This is a genomic window from Cupriavidus sp. YR651 (assembly GCF_900101625.1).
Lineage (GTDB): Bacteria > Pseudomonadota > Gammaproteobacteria > Burkholderiales > Burkholderiaceae > Cupriavidus.
Window position 1 is genome coordinate 1311187 of record NZ_FMYZ01000001.1, and the last position, 12974, is coordinate 1324160.

Sequence of the window (12974 nt, forward strand, 5' to 3'; positions counted from 1 at the left end):
GGTTGCCGCTGGATCGTGCATCGCCAGGCGGGAATGCCGTCGCGCCTGGCCTGGCGTCAGGCGGGCTGCGCCATGGACGTTGCGCTGGCGGCTGCCTGCTGCGGCGGCGGCAGCAACGCGATGGCCGCCTCGATACGAGCCACCAGCGCGCGCGTGGCCGGCGTGAGGGGGCGGCGCACCTCGGCACGCGCCAGACCGCACAAGGCCAGCGCGGCCTTGACCGGCGCGGGATTGGGCTCGGCGAACATCAAGCCGATCAGCGGGGCCAGCTGGCGGAACAGCGCGCGTGCCGCCTCTTCCCGGCCGGTCCGCACCAGCTGAAGCAGGCGCACGAACAGGTCTGGCCGGATGTGTGCGGTCGCCGGCACCACGCCCGCGCCGCCGGCCAGCAGGTGGTCGAGCATCGCAGCGTCTTCGCCGCAAAACACCGCCAGCGGCAAGGCCGGATGAGCCGCCAGGGATGCCGCCAGCGGCGCCTGGCCAGCCAGCGCGCGCAATCCGGCCGGATCGCATTCCTTGATGGCGACGACCTGCGGATGCGCGGCCAGGCGCCGCGCGAGGTCCGGTGAAATCGTGCAACCCGTGCGCTTCGGCACGTTGTAGAGCATCAGCGGACGCGCCGTCTGGCTGGCCACCCGGCCCACGTGCCAGGCGATGCCTTCGTCGGACACGCGCAGGTAGTACGGTGGCGGCACGAGGTAGCCGGCAAGATCGAACCGGTCGAGCCGGCGCACCTGCTCGCACACCGATCGCGTATCCACCCCGCCGACGCCGGCCATCACCGGCACCGCGCCTTGCACGGCTTCCAGCGTCGCGGCGGCGACCATCAGCCGCTCCGGTTCGGACAGCAGGCCGCCCTCGCCTGTCGTGCCCAGGATGATCAGGCCATCCACGCCAGCGGCCGCATAGAAGGACGCCAGCCGCTGCACACCAGGGAGGTCGGGCTGGCCGCTGCGCAGCGGCGTCACCATCGGCAGCCACAACCCATCGGTCATCGCGCCGCGCGATCCGTCAGTGCGCCGCATGATCGCTCCCGAGCAGCGTCGTCACGCCGAACTCGGCGGCCGGCAGCGCGGTCATGATCGCGTGCATCGCCGCATCGCGGCCGCCGCGTTCCACTTCCACATGCAGCGTGGTCTCGTCGTGTCGATGATCGACTTCCACCACATAGACGCGGGCCTGGCTGCCGAGCGCACGATGCAGCGTTTGCCGCAGCATGAACACCTGCGCCGACGGCACCGCCAGCCGCAAGCGGATCCAGTGTCCGTCGCTCGCGGCGCAAGGCAAGGCGTCGCGGGCGATACGGCGGCGGGGAACGGTCGCGAAGGCTACGGCCAGGCTGGAGGTCTGTCGCATAAAGCGCGGATCCGCGCGCGGCGGATCGTCTGTTGAACATGGCTTTATGCTAGGGATGCGCGCCTCAATTTGATGCAGCAATCGCGGCCCGCCGCATCAACATCACGTAAAGACGTCTACGATCAGAACGCCTTGGTGATCGAAGCGAACGCCGTCGCCTTGCCCATGTAGCGGCCGTGCGAGTTCGTATAGACGCCGCGCTTCGCGTTCGTGTCGATGTATGCCACCGCGACGGTCAGCCCCTTGCCGAAGTCCTTGGTCAGGCCGATCTTCCAGTCCGTGTACGAGGCATCGCTGAAATGCTGCACGCCCTGGTAGCCCACGTGCGCGTTGACAGTCAGGTCCCACACGTTCAGCGGCACATTGGCCGTGAGGTCGATGTAGTAGCTGTTCTTGCTGTCGGCGAATCCGAACAGGTTGGTCACCGCATGCGAGTACTTGAGGAAAACGGGCCCGTAGCCGATGCCGGCGTACAGTTCGGTCGTGTACGGGCGCGTGAATCCGGCCGGATAGTCGCCGGGGTAGTAGTACTCGAGCACGCCGACGTCATAGTTGAAATCCAGGTCGGCTACCTTGAAGCTGTTCTTGAAGCCACCGTAGAAATCCATCTCGATCGGCGCGGACACTTCCGTGTTGCTGTCCGAAAGCCAGCTGATGTTCGAATTCCAGTTGCCGAGATAGAAGCCGCTTTCGTGCGCGTAGTCGAATCCGCCCTGGATGGCGGGGCGACGGTTGGTCTGCATGATGCCGCGGTAGCGATATTCGCTGGCAAGCGTGACATTGGCGGTAAAGGTATGGGGCGACGCAGGTTCGGCGGAAGGCTGCGCCTCCTGGGCGAAGGCGGACGAAAACGGGGCAGCAAGGAGCACGGCGGCGGACAGCATGGCTGGCACCGAGGTCATCAGACGAGTCACGATCATGGCGTTGAGGTCAGTTTTTGGGAAAACGTCTAAAAGAGACGTGGCCGCCACGATACGGAGTGCCGCGTTAAATCGGCATCAAGATTGGACCTTGTCGCGCTATGTTTGAATCAAGAGGTAATCCGGGCTGCATAAAACGAGTCGTTTCATGAGTCGCAAAAATGAGTCACGGCGACCGCACAAATCGCCGACCGACCGGTCACCACCGAACGTAAGTTTCGGGTAAGCTGCGCAAAAAATGGTGCGCCGCGCCGCGGAGCCAACGGGTCAGGACGTCTGCCCGTCCATCAGATACGACGCCAGCAAAAGGAGAAATTGACGATGCATATCGGCATCCCGCAGGAAACGCGGGCAGGTGAGGCGCGCGTTGCCGCCACCCCGGAGACCGTCAAGAAGTACGTCGCACAGGGACACCAGGTCACGGTGCAGGCCGGAGCTGGCGTACGCGCTAGCATTCCCGACGCGGCGTTCGAGGCCGTGGGCGCCCGCATCGGCACCGCCGCCGAGGCACTGGGCGCCGAGCTCGTGCTCAAGGTGCGCGCGCCGGACGATGCGGAACGCGCCCAGATCAAGCCGGGTTCCGTGCTGGTCGGCATGCTCAATCCCTTTGATATCGAAAACAACGCGCGCATGGCCAGCGCCGCCATCACGGCGTTCGCGCTGGAGGCCGCGCCGCGCACCACGCGTGCGCAGAGCATGGACGTGCTGTCGTCGCAGGCCAACATCGCCGGCTACAAGGCCGTGCTGGTCGCCGCTCACCACTACCGGCGCTTCATGCCGATGCTGATGACGGCCGCCGGCACGGTGAAGGCTGCCCGCGTGCTGATCCTCGGCGCCGGCGTGGCGGGCCTGCAGGCCATCGCAACCGCCAAGCGCCTTGGCGCCGTGATCGAGGCCTCGGATGTGCGTCCCGCCGTGAAGGAGCAGATCGAATCGCTGGGCGCCAAGTTCGTCGATGTGCCGTTCCTGACCGATGAGGAACGCGAGATCGCCCAGGGCGTGGGCGGCTACGCGCGGCCGATGCCGCCGGACTGGATGCGTCGCCAGGCGGAGCTTGTACACGAACGCGCGAAGCAGGCCGACATCGTCATCACCACCGCGCTGATCCCGGGCCGCAAGGCGCCTGTGTTGCTGCAGGAAGACACCGTCAGGCAGATGAAGCCGGGTTCGGTGGTGGTGGACCTGGCCGCTGCGCAAGGCGGCAACTGCCCGCTGACCGTGCCCGACGAGGTGGTGGAGCGCCACGGCGTCATCGTGATCGGCCATACCAACCTGGCCGGCATGGTCGCCGCGGACGCCTCGGCGCTCTACGCGCGCAACGTGCTGGACTTCCTGAAACTGATCGTCGACAAGGACGCTCGCTTCACGCTCAACCTGGAAGACGACATCGTCGCCGCCTGCCTGATGTGCAAGGATGGCCAGCTCGTCCGACAGGCCGCCTGATTCTCAACCGGCGCCGGTTCCGGCCGGCGCCAACCTGCCTCAATCAAGGACGTATTTCCCATGCAACGCATCATGCTCCGCGCCAAGCTCCACCGTGTCACCGTGACGCAGGCGGACCTCAACTATGAGGGCTCGTGCGGCATCGACGAGGATCTCCTCGACGCTGCCGACATGAAGGAGTTCGAAAAGATCGACCTGTACAACGTGCAGAATGGCGAGCGCTTTTCCACCTACATCATCAAGGGTGCCCGCGGCACCGGCGAGATCTCGCTGAACGGCGCCGCCGCGCGCCGCGCACACCTGGGCGACCATCTGATCATCTGCACCTATGCACCGATGAGCGACGAGGAAATCAAGACGTACAAGCCGCGCGTCATCCTGGTCGACGAGAAGAACCGCATCAAGGAAATCAAGAAGATCGACTGATCTTCCCGCTGACACCGCCACGCGCCGGGGAGCCATCCGGGCGTGGCCGCGCCGCAGCCAGCACGGCGCCAACGGCGGTCCCGCTTTTTGCAGTTCAAGTCGACGCGACATACAGCCGCAGGAATTCGAAAGCAACGGAGGAGAAGTCGATGGAGATGGTGAACCACACGGTGATCAACCTGATCATCTTTGTGCTGGCAATCTACGTGGGATACCACGTGGTCTGGACGGTAACGCCCGCGCTGCACACCCCGCTGATGGCCGTGACCAATGCGATCTCGGCCATCATCATCGTCGGCGCCATGCTGGCGGCCGGCCTCACCGAAGGCGGCGTGGGCCGCATCATGGGCACGCTGGCCGTGGCACTGGCCGCGGTGAACGTGTTCGGCGGCTTCCTCGTGACCCAGCGCATGCTGGAGATGTTCAAGAAGAAGGAACCCAAGGCCAGGATCGAGCACAAGGAGGGCAAGTGATGACTGAACTCGTCAGCATGAACCTCGTCACCCTGCTCTACCTGGTGGCTTCCGTCTGCTTCATCCAGGCCCTGAAGGGCCTGTCCCACCCGGCCTCGGCCCGCAAGGGCAATGCGTTCGGCATGATCGGCATGGCCATTGCCGTGGTGACCACGCTGGCGCTGATCGTCAAGCTCAAGAACGAATTCCTCGCGGCCGGCGCGGCGCAGTCGTCCGTGGGCACGGGCCTGGCCTTGATCTTCGGCGCGCTGGTCGTCGGTGGTGGCATCGGCGCCTACGTGGCGCGCAAGGTCGAAATGACCAAGATGCCCGAACTGGTGGCGGCCATGCACTCGCTGATTGGTCTGGCGGCCGTGTTCATCGCGGTGGCCGCGGTGGCGGAGCCGGCGGCGTTCGGCATCACGCCGGCGGGTTCGCACCTGATCCCGACGGGTAACCGGATCGAGCTGTTCATCGGCTGCTTCGTGGGTGCCATCACGTTCTCGGGCTCGGTGATCGCGTTCGGCAAGCTGGCCGGACGCTACAAGTTCCGCCTGTTCCAGGGCGCGCCGGTGGTGTTTGCCGGCCAGCACTGGCTCAACCTGCTGCTGGCCGTGGCCATGCTTGGCTTCGGCGTGATCTTCTTCATGTCGCAGGACTGGCTGCCGTTCCTGATCATGCTGGCCATCGCCTTCGTGCTGGGTGTGCTGATCATCATCCCGATCGGTGGCGCGGACATGCCGGTCGTGGTGTCGATGCTGAACTCGTACTCGGGCTGGGCGGCGGCGGGCATCGGCTTCTCGCTGAACAACCCGATGCTGATCATCGCCGGCTCGCTGGTGGGCTCGTCCGGTGCCATCCTCTCGTACATCATGTGCAAGGCGATGAACCGGTCGTTCTTCAACGTGCTGCTGGGCGGCTTCGGCGGCGCGACGGCCGCGACGGCGGCGGGCGCGCAGGCGCAACGCAACGTGAAGTCGGGCTCCGCCGACGACGCGGCCTTCCTGATGGGCAATGCCGAAACCGTGATCATCGTGCCGGGCTACGGCCTGGCCGTGGCGCGCGCGCAGCACGCTCTGAAGGAACTGACGGAAAAGCTGGCCGAAAAGGGCGTGACCGTGAAGTACGCGATCCACCCGGTGGCGGGCCGCATGCCGGGCCACATGAACGTGCTGCTGGCCGAAGCCGAAGTGCCCTACGACCAGGTCTTCGAGATGGAAGACATCAACAGCGAGTTCGGCCAGGCCGATGTGGTGCTGGTGCTGGGCGCCAACGATGTGGTGAATCCGGCGGCCAAGACCGATCCGCAGTCGCCGATCGCCGGCATGCCGATCCTGGAGGCGTACAAGGCCAAGACCATCATCGTGAACAAGCGCTCGATGGCGGCCGGCTACGCGGGCCTGGACAACGAGCTGTTCTACATGGACAAGACCATGATGGTGTTTGGCGACGCCAAGAAAGTGGTCGAGGATATGTTCAAGGCCGTCGACTAAGGCATCGCTCAGGGGACGTCTCGCCGCTTAAGGAACGGGCCAGGACGCCGTTAATCCGGGACGAGGCGGCCGCGTCTCGTCCGGCCCCTGAATAAAGCGGCGCGAAGACCTGAAATCAACGAAATCGAAGACGTGCGGCCGGCAACCAACGCCGGCCGTTTGCTTTTTGGCGGCACAGTTGCGCGGCCACAGTGGCGCGTTATACTGGCCTGCCACGGCCCAGCAATCACCGATTCCATCGCCTGCTGTCGGCAGCAGATTTGATCGCACCATGACATTCAGCCCGCATGACAGGAACCTGTCGGTCTTCCATCACCCCGTGTTGACGGTGCTGGTGGACGATAGCAAATCGTTCATCGACAGCCTGGCGTTCCAGATGGATGCATCGCGCGCGGTGGTGAGCTTTACCGACCCGCGCGAGGCGCTGGCGTGGATTCGCGAGGCCTACGCCACACGGCATCCGGCCTTCCTGCCGGTGCGTGTCACGCACGACGACCTCACCTTCCTGAGCGAGCGCCGCACGGTGCAGCTGGACGTGGACCGCATCCATCGCCAGATCCACGACATCCACCGCTTCCTGCAGCCGGGCGTGATCGTAGTGGACTACTCGATGCCGCAGATGGACGGGCTGGAGTTTTGCCAGGCGCTGCAGGACCTGCCGTGCAAGACAATCCTGCTGACCGGCACGGCCGACGAAAGCATCGCTGTGCAAGGCTTCAACCACGGCCTGATCGATCGCTATGTGAAGAAGCACGATCCAAACATGGTGGCACGGCTGGACCAGGAGATCGACGCGCTGCAACAGCAGTACTTCACGTCGATTTCACGTACGCTGCGCGACCTGCTGACGCGGCATTCGTATTCGTTCCTGTCGGACCCGGCCATGGCGGACCGCGTGCGGCAGACCGCCGCGCGGTACGGCTTTGTCGAGTACTACCTTTACCCGAATCCGGTGGGCATCCTGCTGCTGACCGCGCAGGGACATGCGACGTTGATGGTGATCGAAACCCGCGCGGGGCTGATGAACCAGGTGGAGTCGGCCGAAGCCTACGAGGCACCGGCCGCGCTGATCGAAGGATTGCGTGAAGGCCGCATCGTGCCGTTTTTCTGGCCCGGCAACGGCATGTACACGCCGGCCTGTGCGGACTGGGAGCAATACTGCCTGCCAGCCGAGCGTTGCGAAGGGCGCGAGGAATATTTCTACGCGTTGTTCGACCTGCCGCGTCACCTGCTGCAGGAGCCAGTCGTCAGCTTGCAGGGTTTCCTGGCCGATTTCGCGCGCAGCCCGGAGACGATGACGGGGCGCAACAAGCACGCCTGACACGTCACGCCGTGACTGCGTGGCGCCCCGCTCGCCGCCGAGCGAGGAAGCGCCACCTTCAATTGTTCAGACTCCTTCAGTCGCTCAGTCTTTTTTCGCTTCCGCGCGATTCCCGCCGCGCACCATATCGAACCGGAACAACCGGCACTCGATATTGCCGTTGAAGAGCGGCGTGCGGCGCGACTCCTTGAGTCGCAAGCGCTTCGGGAACGTCAGATCCCCGGTGAACACCCAGGCCTGCCAGCCCGCGAAATGCTGCTTGAGGGTGGTCGCGAAGGCGGTGGCGAACTGGTTGGCGGCGGCTTCCTCGGCCTCGTCGCGCGGCGCTTCCTGCTCCGGATTCCGGCGATCGCCGCGTACCGCAATCCGCTCGCCGTACGGCGGGTTCATCAGCATCAGGCCGGGTGCCTCGAAAGGTGGCTGGACGAAGCGGGCATCCACCTGCTTGAGCCGGGCATCGGCGGGGAGCCCCGCGCGCTGCCAGTTGGCCTGCGCCATCGACAACATATCCGTTGAAATGTCCGAACCGGCGATCTGCAGGCCCGCATTCCCGGCAGCACCCCGCTCTCTGGCTTGCTGGGCGTCTGCACGCAGCGCCTGCCACGCCTTGTTGTCCGCCCCCTTCAGCCATTCGAACGCAAATGTCCGCCCGCCCCCGGGTGCGAGGCCCAGCGCCACCTGCGCGGCCTCCACGAGGAACGTGCCGCTGCCGCACATCGGGTCGAAGAACGGGCGGTCCGTCTGGCCCTGCACCCAGCCGGCCAGTCGCAGGATGCCGGCGGCGAGGTTTTCCTTGAGCGGCGCCTCACCCTTCTCCATCCGCCAGCCGCGCTTGAACAGCGGCTCGCCCGTGGTGTCGAGATACAGCGTGCAGTCGAATTCGGTCAGGTGCGCATAAATCCGCACATCGGGACTGACCGTATCGACGCTGGGCCGCGCACCCAGGCGCTCGCGCATGGCATCGCAGACGCCATCCTTGACCCGCAGCGCCGTGAAATTGAGGCTGCGCAGCGGCGACTTGTGGGACGTGATATCCACGCGGATGCACTCATCCGGCGAGAACCACTGATCCCAGCGCTGCTGCCGCGCCAGCGCGTAGATATCGTCCTCATGCCGGTAGCCGCGCTGAGCCACGCGCAGCAGCACGCGGCTGGCGATGCGCGAATGCAGGTTGACCGCGTATGCGGCGGCCATGTCGCCGGAGAACGGCACCCCGCCCGGCACCTCGCGATGCACCTGGAACGGCGCTGTGGCCACCACGGCCGGATACTGCGCGATTTCCTGCAGTTCCTCGGCCAGGGCGGATTCCAGGCCACGCGGGCAGGGAGCAAAAAAGGCTTGGGTCATGGGTAGAACATCCTGCAAACAAAAACGTCCGCCGTGGCGGACGGGGTGTGAGACTAGCCTAGCGGATCGCTCAGCCAGCCGCCAGCGCGCGGTCGAGGAACTCCAGCCGGTCCTGGCCCCAGTACGGCTGGCCATCGTGGACATACCAGGGCGCACCAAACACGTTGGCGGAAATCGCATCCTGCGTATTCTGCGCATAGGCGGCCTGCACCGCCTGGGCCTCGCTGGCCTTGAGCAGGCCAGTGCCTTCCAGGCCAACTTCATCGGCAATCCTGGCAAGCGTGGCGGCATCGGCGATATTGCGTTGCTCGGCCCATATCGCGCGGCAGATCGCACCGGTCAGTTCCAGCGCGCGTTGCGTGCCGTGCGCCAGTTGCGCGGCAATGATCAGCTTTGCCGCAGCATCGCCGGACACCGGAAAAAACGTCGGGTTCAGGTGCATCGGAAGGCCGAGGAACTGGCTCCAGCGTTCTATTTCCACCAGCCGGTAGGCCTGACGCTGCGGCGGGCGCTGGGCCAACGGCAGGCCGCCGGACACCGAGAACACCTTGCCGAGATCGCACGGCTTCAGCAAGACCTGGGCCTCGTGCCGGTTGGCAATTTCGACAAAGCGCGCGTGGCCCAGGTACACGAACGGGGACTGTGGCGCCAGGAAATACTCGACCTGCTTGCTCATCATGACCTCATGAAAGGCGTTTTGGGGACAACCGGGGACGGCTAGGAAATACTCGGAAATTCAGAACGGCTTAACCACAACGAGAATCACGATCGCCAGCAGGACCAGCACCGGCAGCTCGTTGAACCAGCGATAAAACTTGTGCGACCGCGTGTTGGCGCCCGCCTCGAATTTGCGCAGCAGCACACCACAGCCGTGGTGATACCCGATCAGCACCAGCACCAGCGCCAGCTTGGCGTGCATCCAGCCCTGCCCCGCACCGCGTCCGATGCCATAGCCTAGGTACAGCCACAGCCCGAAGATGACGGCCGGCACAGCCAGCATCGTCATGAAACGGAACAACTTGCGCGCCATCAGCAACAGGCGCTGGACACCAGCCGGATCGGTCTCCATCGCCAGGTTGACGAAGATGCGCGGCAGGTAGAACAAACCGGCGAACCACGATATGACAAAGACGATATGAAACGACTTGACCCAGAGCATTGGAGATCGCGTGGAAAACGCTTGTTGTTGTCGGATGGCTGTCGATCGTGGCGGCGTCAGGTCCGGATCTCGCCGTGCCCGAACACCACGTATTTCAGGGACGTCAGGCCTTCCAGCCCCACCGGGCCGCGCGCGTGCAGCTTGTCGTTCGAGATGCCGATCTCCGCGCCCAAGCCGTACTCGAAGCCGTCCGCGAAACGCGTGGAAGCGTTGATCATGACGCTGGCCGAATCCACCTCGCGCAGGAACCGCATGCCGGCGCTGTAGTTCTCGGTCACGATGGAGTCGGTATGGGCCGAGCCATATGTGTTGATGTGCGCGATGGCGTCATCCAGCCCGCCTACCGTGCGGATGGCCAGCACCGGGGCCAGGTATTCCAGGCGCCAGTCCTCCTCCGTGGCATCGACCAGCCCCGTGAACCCCGCGGCTTCCAGCGTGGCGCGCGTCGTCGGGCATACGCGCAATTCGACACCCTTATCCTGGTAGATGCGGCACAGCGGCGGCAGCACGGTGGTGGCGATATTGCGCGACACCAGCAGCGTTTCCATGGTGTTGCAAGGCGCGTAGCGCTGGGTCTTGGCGTTGTCCGCGACGCGCACCGCCTTCTCCACATCGGCATCGTCGTCGATATAGACGTGGCAGATACCATCCAGGTGCTTGATCATCGGCACACGCGCCTCGTCCATCAGTCGCGCGATCAGGCTCTTGCCGCCGCGCGGGACGATCACATCCACGTATCCGGTCATCGTGATCAGGCGGCCCACGGCGGCGCGGTCGGTGGTTTCAATCACCTGCACGGCCTCCGACGGCAGGCCGGCGGCAGCCAGGCCCTCGGCCACCAGCGCGGCCAGCGCCGTATTGGATTCGATCGCCTCCGAGCCGCCACGCAGGATCGTCGCATTGCCGGATTTCAGGCACAGCGCCGCAGCGTCGATGGTCACGTTCGGACGGGACTCATAGATGATGCCGATCACGCCCAGCGGCACCCGCATCTGGCCCACCTGGATGCCGGTCGGACGGTACTTCATGTTCGAAATCTCGCCGATCGGGTCTGCCAGCGCCGCGATCTGCTCGAGGCCGGCGGCCATCGTGGCGATGGCCTTGTCCGACAGCGTCAGGCGATCCACGAAGGCAGCGTCCTGGCCATTGGCGCGGGCGCGTTCCACATCGCGGGCATTGACGGCCTTGAGCTTGTCCGCATCGCGGCGGATGGCGGCGGCAATGGTCAGCAGCGCGCGGTTCTTGTCGGCCGTGGAAGCCCGGGCCATCGCGCGCGACGCCGCGCGGGCCTGCTGGCCGACGCGGTCCATGTATTGGTTGAGATCGAACTCGGTCATGATGGTGTCCAGGCGGTGCCCGGCTCTGCTGCGTGTGTTGTGCCGCGGGGGTGTCCGGCGCGGCTGCCGGATGGGTACGCTGTCTGAGTTCAGGCCGGCTTGGCGATCATCAATGCGAGTTGCTGCAGCCCGTCCCATGGCTCGGCTGGCAGGCTGCCACCCAGGCCGCCGGCACCTGGCAGGTCGGCCAGGCCCTTGACCTGCCGATCCAGCCGCGCAGCCGTCGCCAGTGCAGCCTCCAGTTGCGACATCGACAGCCGTTGCGCAGCCTGCGGCACCAGCCGCTCGCGCGGGCCCCAGACGCGCAGTTCGCGCATCAGCACGCCCGCCGGCTTGCCGGCCGCCAGCCCTTGCCGGACCTTGGATAATACGCGAATTTCCTCGGTCAGCGCCCACAGCACCAGCACCGTGGCCTCCCCCTCGCCGCGCAGCCCTTCGAGCATGCGGGTCAGGCGGGGAACATCGCCGCCGAGCATCGCCTCGGACAGCTTGAATACGTCATAGCGGGCCACGTTGAGCACCGCATCGTGAATCTGGTCGAACGTCAGGACACCCGGTGGGTAGAGCAACCCGAGTTTCTGGATTTCCTGGTGCGCGGCCAGCAGATTGCCTTCGACCTTGTCGGCAATGAACTGCAGCGCCCGGCGGCCAGGCTCCCCGGGTTCCACGCGTTGCTGCTGCAAGGCCAGGCGATCACCGACCCAGGCCGGCAGGCGGGTCCGGTCCACGGCATCGACCTTGATCGACACCCCGGCAGACTCGAGCGCCTGGAACCAGGCCGACTTGGACGTGGCAAAATCCAGCCTCGGCAGCGTCACCAGCATCAACACGTCCGGCGACGGCTGGGCCGCCACGGCGCGCAGCGCTTCGCCGCCATCCTTGCCGGGCTTGCCGGAGGGGATGCGAATTTCGACGATCTTGCGGTCGCCAAACAGGGACATCGACTGTTGCGCCTCGACCAGTTGCCCCCAGTGGAAGCCGCGCTCGGCCACCAGCACGTCGCGTTCGGAAAAGCCGGCCTCGCGTGCGGTGCGACGCAGCCGGTCCACGGCTTCCAGCACCAGCAGGTGTTCGTCACCGTGCACCACGTACAGCGGCGCCAGGCCCTTGGCCTGGGCCTGCTTCAGGTGGGCATCGAGTCCGTCGAGCTTGAGTTGCATCGTCGCCGCGGCGGCGTTCAGATGGCCTTGACCGAGGCCAGGCGGCGCAACAGCTGCTGCACGATATCGCGCTGCATGTCGCGATAGAGCTGCTGCTCCTCATAGTCCTTGGCCAGGGTGTTGGCTTCGTTGTAGGTCAGGTCGCGCGTCAGCACCAGTTGCGACGGCGGAATCAACTCCTTGCCGGCCGCATCGCGCAAGCGGAAGCTGAACCGCTGGGTCAGCCGGTATTCACGCACCACGCCCTCGGTCGTGATCGACAGGATCGACTTGGCGCGGGTGTCGCTCAGCACGTCCAGCAGTGCGTCCGCTTCCTTGGGATTATTGACGATCTGGGTGTCGGAGCCGTTTCGGATATTCCGCCGCAGATCCGCGCCCATCAGCGAATTTTCCGGAAGGCCGATATAGAGCCGCTTGAACGCGAAATCGGCGTTGCCGCGCATGTGAAAGCCGCAGCCTGCCAGCAAGCCGGCCGCCGCCATTGCGGCGAGCACCCTGCGGCGTTGCATGTTCGGTTGGTCCATACCAGGCGATTCCTTTGTTTCCCTTGGTGGGGTCCG

The 12974-nt window shown here is 65.4% G+C and carries 14 protein-coding genes; 5 read left to right on the forward strand and 9 right to left on the reverse strand.

Going from position 1 to position 12974, the window contains the following annotated elements; genetic code table 11:
• Nucleotides 1-56 precede the first annotated feature (56 nt).
• The 3 genes from BLR29_RS05925 to BLR29_RS05935 all read right to left on the reverse strand — a co-directional run bounded on the left by BLR29_RS05925 (nucleotide 57) and on the right by BLR29_RS05935 (nucleotide 2276).
• On the reverse strand, nucleotides 57-1025 hold the full coding sequence (locus BLR29_RS05925) for a 4-hydroxy-tetrahydrodipicolinate synthase family protein (RefSeq protein ID WP_092135292.1): 969 nt from the start codon (nucleotides 1023-1025) through the stop codon (nucleotides 57-59).
• Nucleotides 1012-1356 carry a hypothetical protein gene (locus BLR29_RS05930; protein ID WP_092135293.1) on the reverse strand — a complete coding sequence of 115 codons (345 nt, stop codon included), beginning with the start codon at nucleotides 1354-1356 and terminating at the stop codon, nucleotides 1012-1014. Before BLR29_RS05930 ends, BLR29_RS05925 begins: the two co-directional genes overlap by 14 nt.
• A gap of 122 nt (nucleotides 1357-1478) precedes the next feature.
• Nucleotides 1479-2276: a TorF family putative porin gene (locus BLR29_RS05935; RefSeq protein ID WP_092135295.1), complete on the reverse strand. Its 798-nt coding sequence runs from the start codon at nucleotides 2274-2276 to the stop codon at nucleotides 1479-1481.
• A 321-nt stretch (nucleotides 2277-2597) separates the two neighbouring features.
• Between BLR29_RS05935 and BLR29_RS05940 the strand changes: the two genes are divergently transcribed.
• The 5 genes from BLR29_RS05940 to BLR29_RS05960 all read left to right on the forward strand — a co-directional run bounded on the left by BLR29_RS05940 (nucleotide 2598) and on the right by BLR29_RS05960 (nucleotide 7411).
• Nucleotides 2598-3719 carry a Re/Si-specific NAD(P)(+) transhydrogenase subunit alpha gene (locus tag BLR29_RS05940; protein WP_092135296.1) on the forward strand — a complete coding sequence of 374 codons (1122 nt, stop codon included), beginning with the start codon at nucleotides 2598-2600 and terminating at the stop codon, nucleotides 3717-3719.
• 60 nt (nucleotides 3720-3779) lie between these two features.
• The gene (gene panD / locus BLR29_RS05945; RefSeq protein WP_092135298.1) at nucleotides 3780-4145 is read left to right on the forward strand and encodes an aspartate 1-decarboxylase; all 366 of its coding nucleotides are present in this window, start codon (nucleotides 3780-3782) and stop codon (nucleotides 4143-4145) included.
• 149 nt (nucleotides 4146-4294) lie between these two features.
• Nucleotides 4295-4618, forward strand: a complete 324-nt coding sequence (locus BLR29_RS05950; protein WP_092135299.1) for an NAD(P) transhydrogenase subunit alpha part 2 — start codon at nucleotides 4295-4297, stop codon at nucleotides 4616-4618.
• Nucleotides 4618-6090 (forward strand): NAD(P)(+) transhydrogenase (Re/Si-specific) subunit beta, encoded by a 1473-nt coding sequence (locus BLR29_RS05955; RefSeq protein WP_092135301.1) that lies wholly within the window; start codon nucleotides 4618-4620, stop codon nucleotides 6088-6090. Before BLR29_RS05950 ends, BLR29_RS05955 begins: the two co-directional genes overlap by 1 nt.
• A 271-nt stretch (nucleotides 6091-6361) precedes the next feature.
• Nucleotides 6362-7411: a response regulator gene (locus BLR29_RS05960; RefSeq protein ID WP_092135302.1), complete on the forward strand. Its 1050-nt coding sequence runs from the start codon at nucleotides 6362-6364 to the stop codon at nucleotides 7409-7411.
• Between the two features lie 84 nt (nucleotides 7412-7495).
• Here the strand turns inward: BLR29_RS05960 and BLR29_RS05965 are convergent, their stop codons facing one another.
• The 6 genes from BLR29_RS05965 to lptE all read right to left on the reverse strand — a co-directional run bounded on the left by BLR29_RS05965 (nucleotide 7496) and on the right by lptE (nucleotide 12938).
• Nucleotides 7496-8758, reverse strand: a complete 1263-nt coding sequence (locus BLR29_RS05965) for a THUMP domain-containing class I SAM-dependent RNA methyltransferase (protein WP_092135304.1) — start codon at nucleotides 8756-8758, stop codon at nucleotides 7496-7498.
• A gap of 70 nt (nucleotides 8759-8828) precedes the next feature.
• Nucleotides 8829-9434, reverse strand: coding sequence for a 2-hydroxychromene-2-carboxylate isomerase (locus BLR29_RS05970; protein WP_092135305.1), 606 nt, complete (start codon nucleotides 9432-9434; stop codon nucleotides 8829-8831).
• A 60-nt stretch (nucleotides 9435-9494) separates the two neighbouring features.
• Nucleotides 9495-9917, reverse strand: coding sequence for a CopD family protein (locus BLR29_RS05975; RefSeq protein ID WP_092135307.1), 423 nt, complete (start codon nucleotides 9915-9917; stop codon nucleotides 9495-9497).
• Between the two features lie 56 nt (nucleotides 9918-9973).
• Nucleotides 9974-11254 (reverse strand): glutamate-5-semialdehyde dehydrogenase, encoded by a 1281-nt coding sequence (locus BLR29_RS05980; protein WP_092135308.1) that lies wholly within the window; start codon nucleotides 11252-11254, stop codon nucleotides 9974-9976.
• Between the two features lie 89 nt (nucleotides 11255-11343).
• Nucleotides 11344-12414 (reverse strand): DNA polymerase III subunit delta, encoded by a 1071-nt coding sequence (gene holA / locus BLR29_RS05985; protein ID WP_092135310.1) that lies wholly within the window; start codon nucleotides 12412-12414, stop codon nucleotides 11344-11346.
• Nucleotides 12415-12431: 17 nt separating this feature from the next.
• Nucleotides 12432-12938: an LPS-assembly lipoprotein LptE gene (lptE, locus tag BLR29_RS05990; protein WP_092135312.1), complete on the reverse strand. Its 507-nt coding sequence runs from the start codon at nucleotides 12936-12938 to the stop codon at nucleotides 12432-12434.
• Nucleotides 12939-12974 lie beyond the last annotated feature (36 nt).

What these genes read in the sequence shown, in the direction of transcription:
- BLR29_RS05975 (WP_092135307.1), bottom strand. Translation starts at nt 9,917, where the DNA reads ATGCTCTGGGTCAAGTCGTTTCATATCGTCTTTGTCATATCGTGGTTC.
- BLR29_RS05970 (WP_092135305.1), bottom strand. Translation starts at nt 9,434, where the DNA reads ATGAGCAAGCAGGTCGAGTATTTCCTGGCGCCACAGTCCCCGTTCGTG.
- BLR29_RS05980 (WP_092135308.1), bottom strand. Translation starts at nt 11,254, where the DNA reads ATGACCGAGTTCGATCTCAACCAATACATGGACCGCGTCGGCCAGCAG.
- BLR29_RS05960 (WP_092135302.1), top strand. Translation starts at nt 6,362, where the DNA reads ATGACATTCAGCCCGCATGACAGGAACCTGTCGGTCTTCCATCACCCC.
- BLR29_RS05935 (WP_092135295.1), bottom strand. Translation starts at nt 2,276, where the DNA reads ATGATCGTGACTCGTCTGATGACCTCGGTGCCAGCCATGCTGTCCGCC.
- lptE (WP_092135312.1), bottom strand. Translation starts at nt 12,938, where the DNA reads ATGGACCAACCGAACATGCAACGCCGCAGGGTGCTCGCCGCAATGGCG.
- BLR29_RS05930 (WP_092135293.1), bottom strand. Translation starts at nt 1,356, where the DNA reads ATGCGACAGACCTCCAGCCTGGCCGTAGCCTTCGCGACCGTTCCCCGC.
- BLR29_RS05965 (WP_092135304.1), bottom strand. Translation starts at nt 8,758, where the DNA reads ATGACCCAAGCCTTTTTTGCTCCCTGCCCGCGTGGCCTGGAATCCGCC.
- panD (WP_092135298.1), top strand. Translation starts at nt 3,780, where the DNA reads ATGCAACGCATCATGCTCCGCGCCAAGCTCCACCGTGTCACCGTGACG.
- BLR29_RS05950 (WP_092135299.1), top strand. Translation starts at nt 4,295, where the DNA reads ATGGAGATGGTGAACCACACGGTGATCAACCTGATCATCTTTGTGCTG.
- BLR29_RS05940 (WP_092135296.1), top strand. Translation starts at nt 2,598, where the DNA reads ATGCATATCGGCATCCCGCAGGAAACGCGGGCAGGTGAGGCGCGCGTT.
- BLR29_RS05925 (WP_092135292.1), bottom strand. Translation starts at nt 1,025, where the DNA reads ATGCGGCGCACTGACGGATCGCGCGGCGCGATGACCGATGGGTTGTGG.
- holA (WP_092135310.1), bottom strand. Translation starts at nt 12,414, where the DNA reads ATGCAACTCAAGCTCGACGGACTCGATGCCCACCTGAAGCAGGCCCAG.
- BLR29_RS05955 (WP_092135301.1), top strand. Translation starts at nt 4,618, where the DNA reads ATGACTGAACTCGTCAGCATGAACCTCGTCACCCTGCTCTACCTGGTG.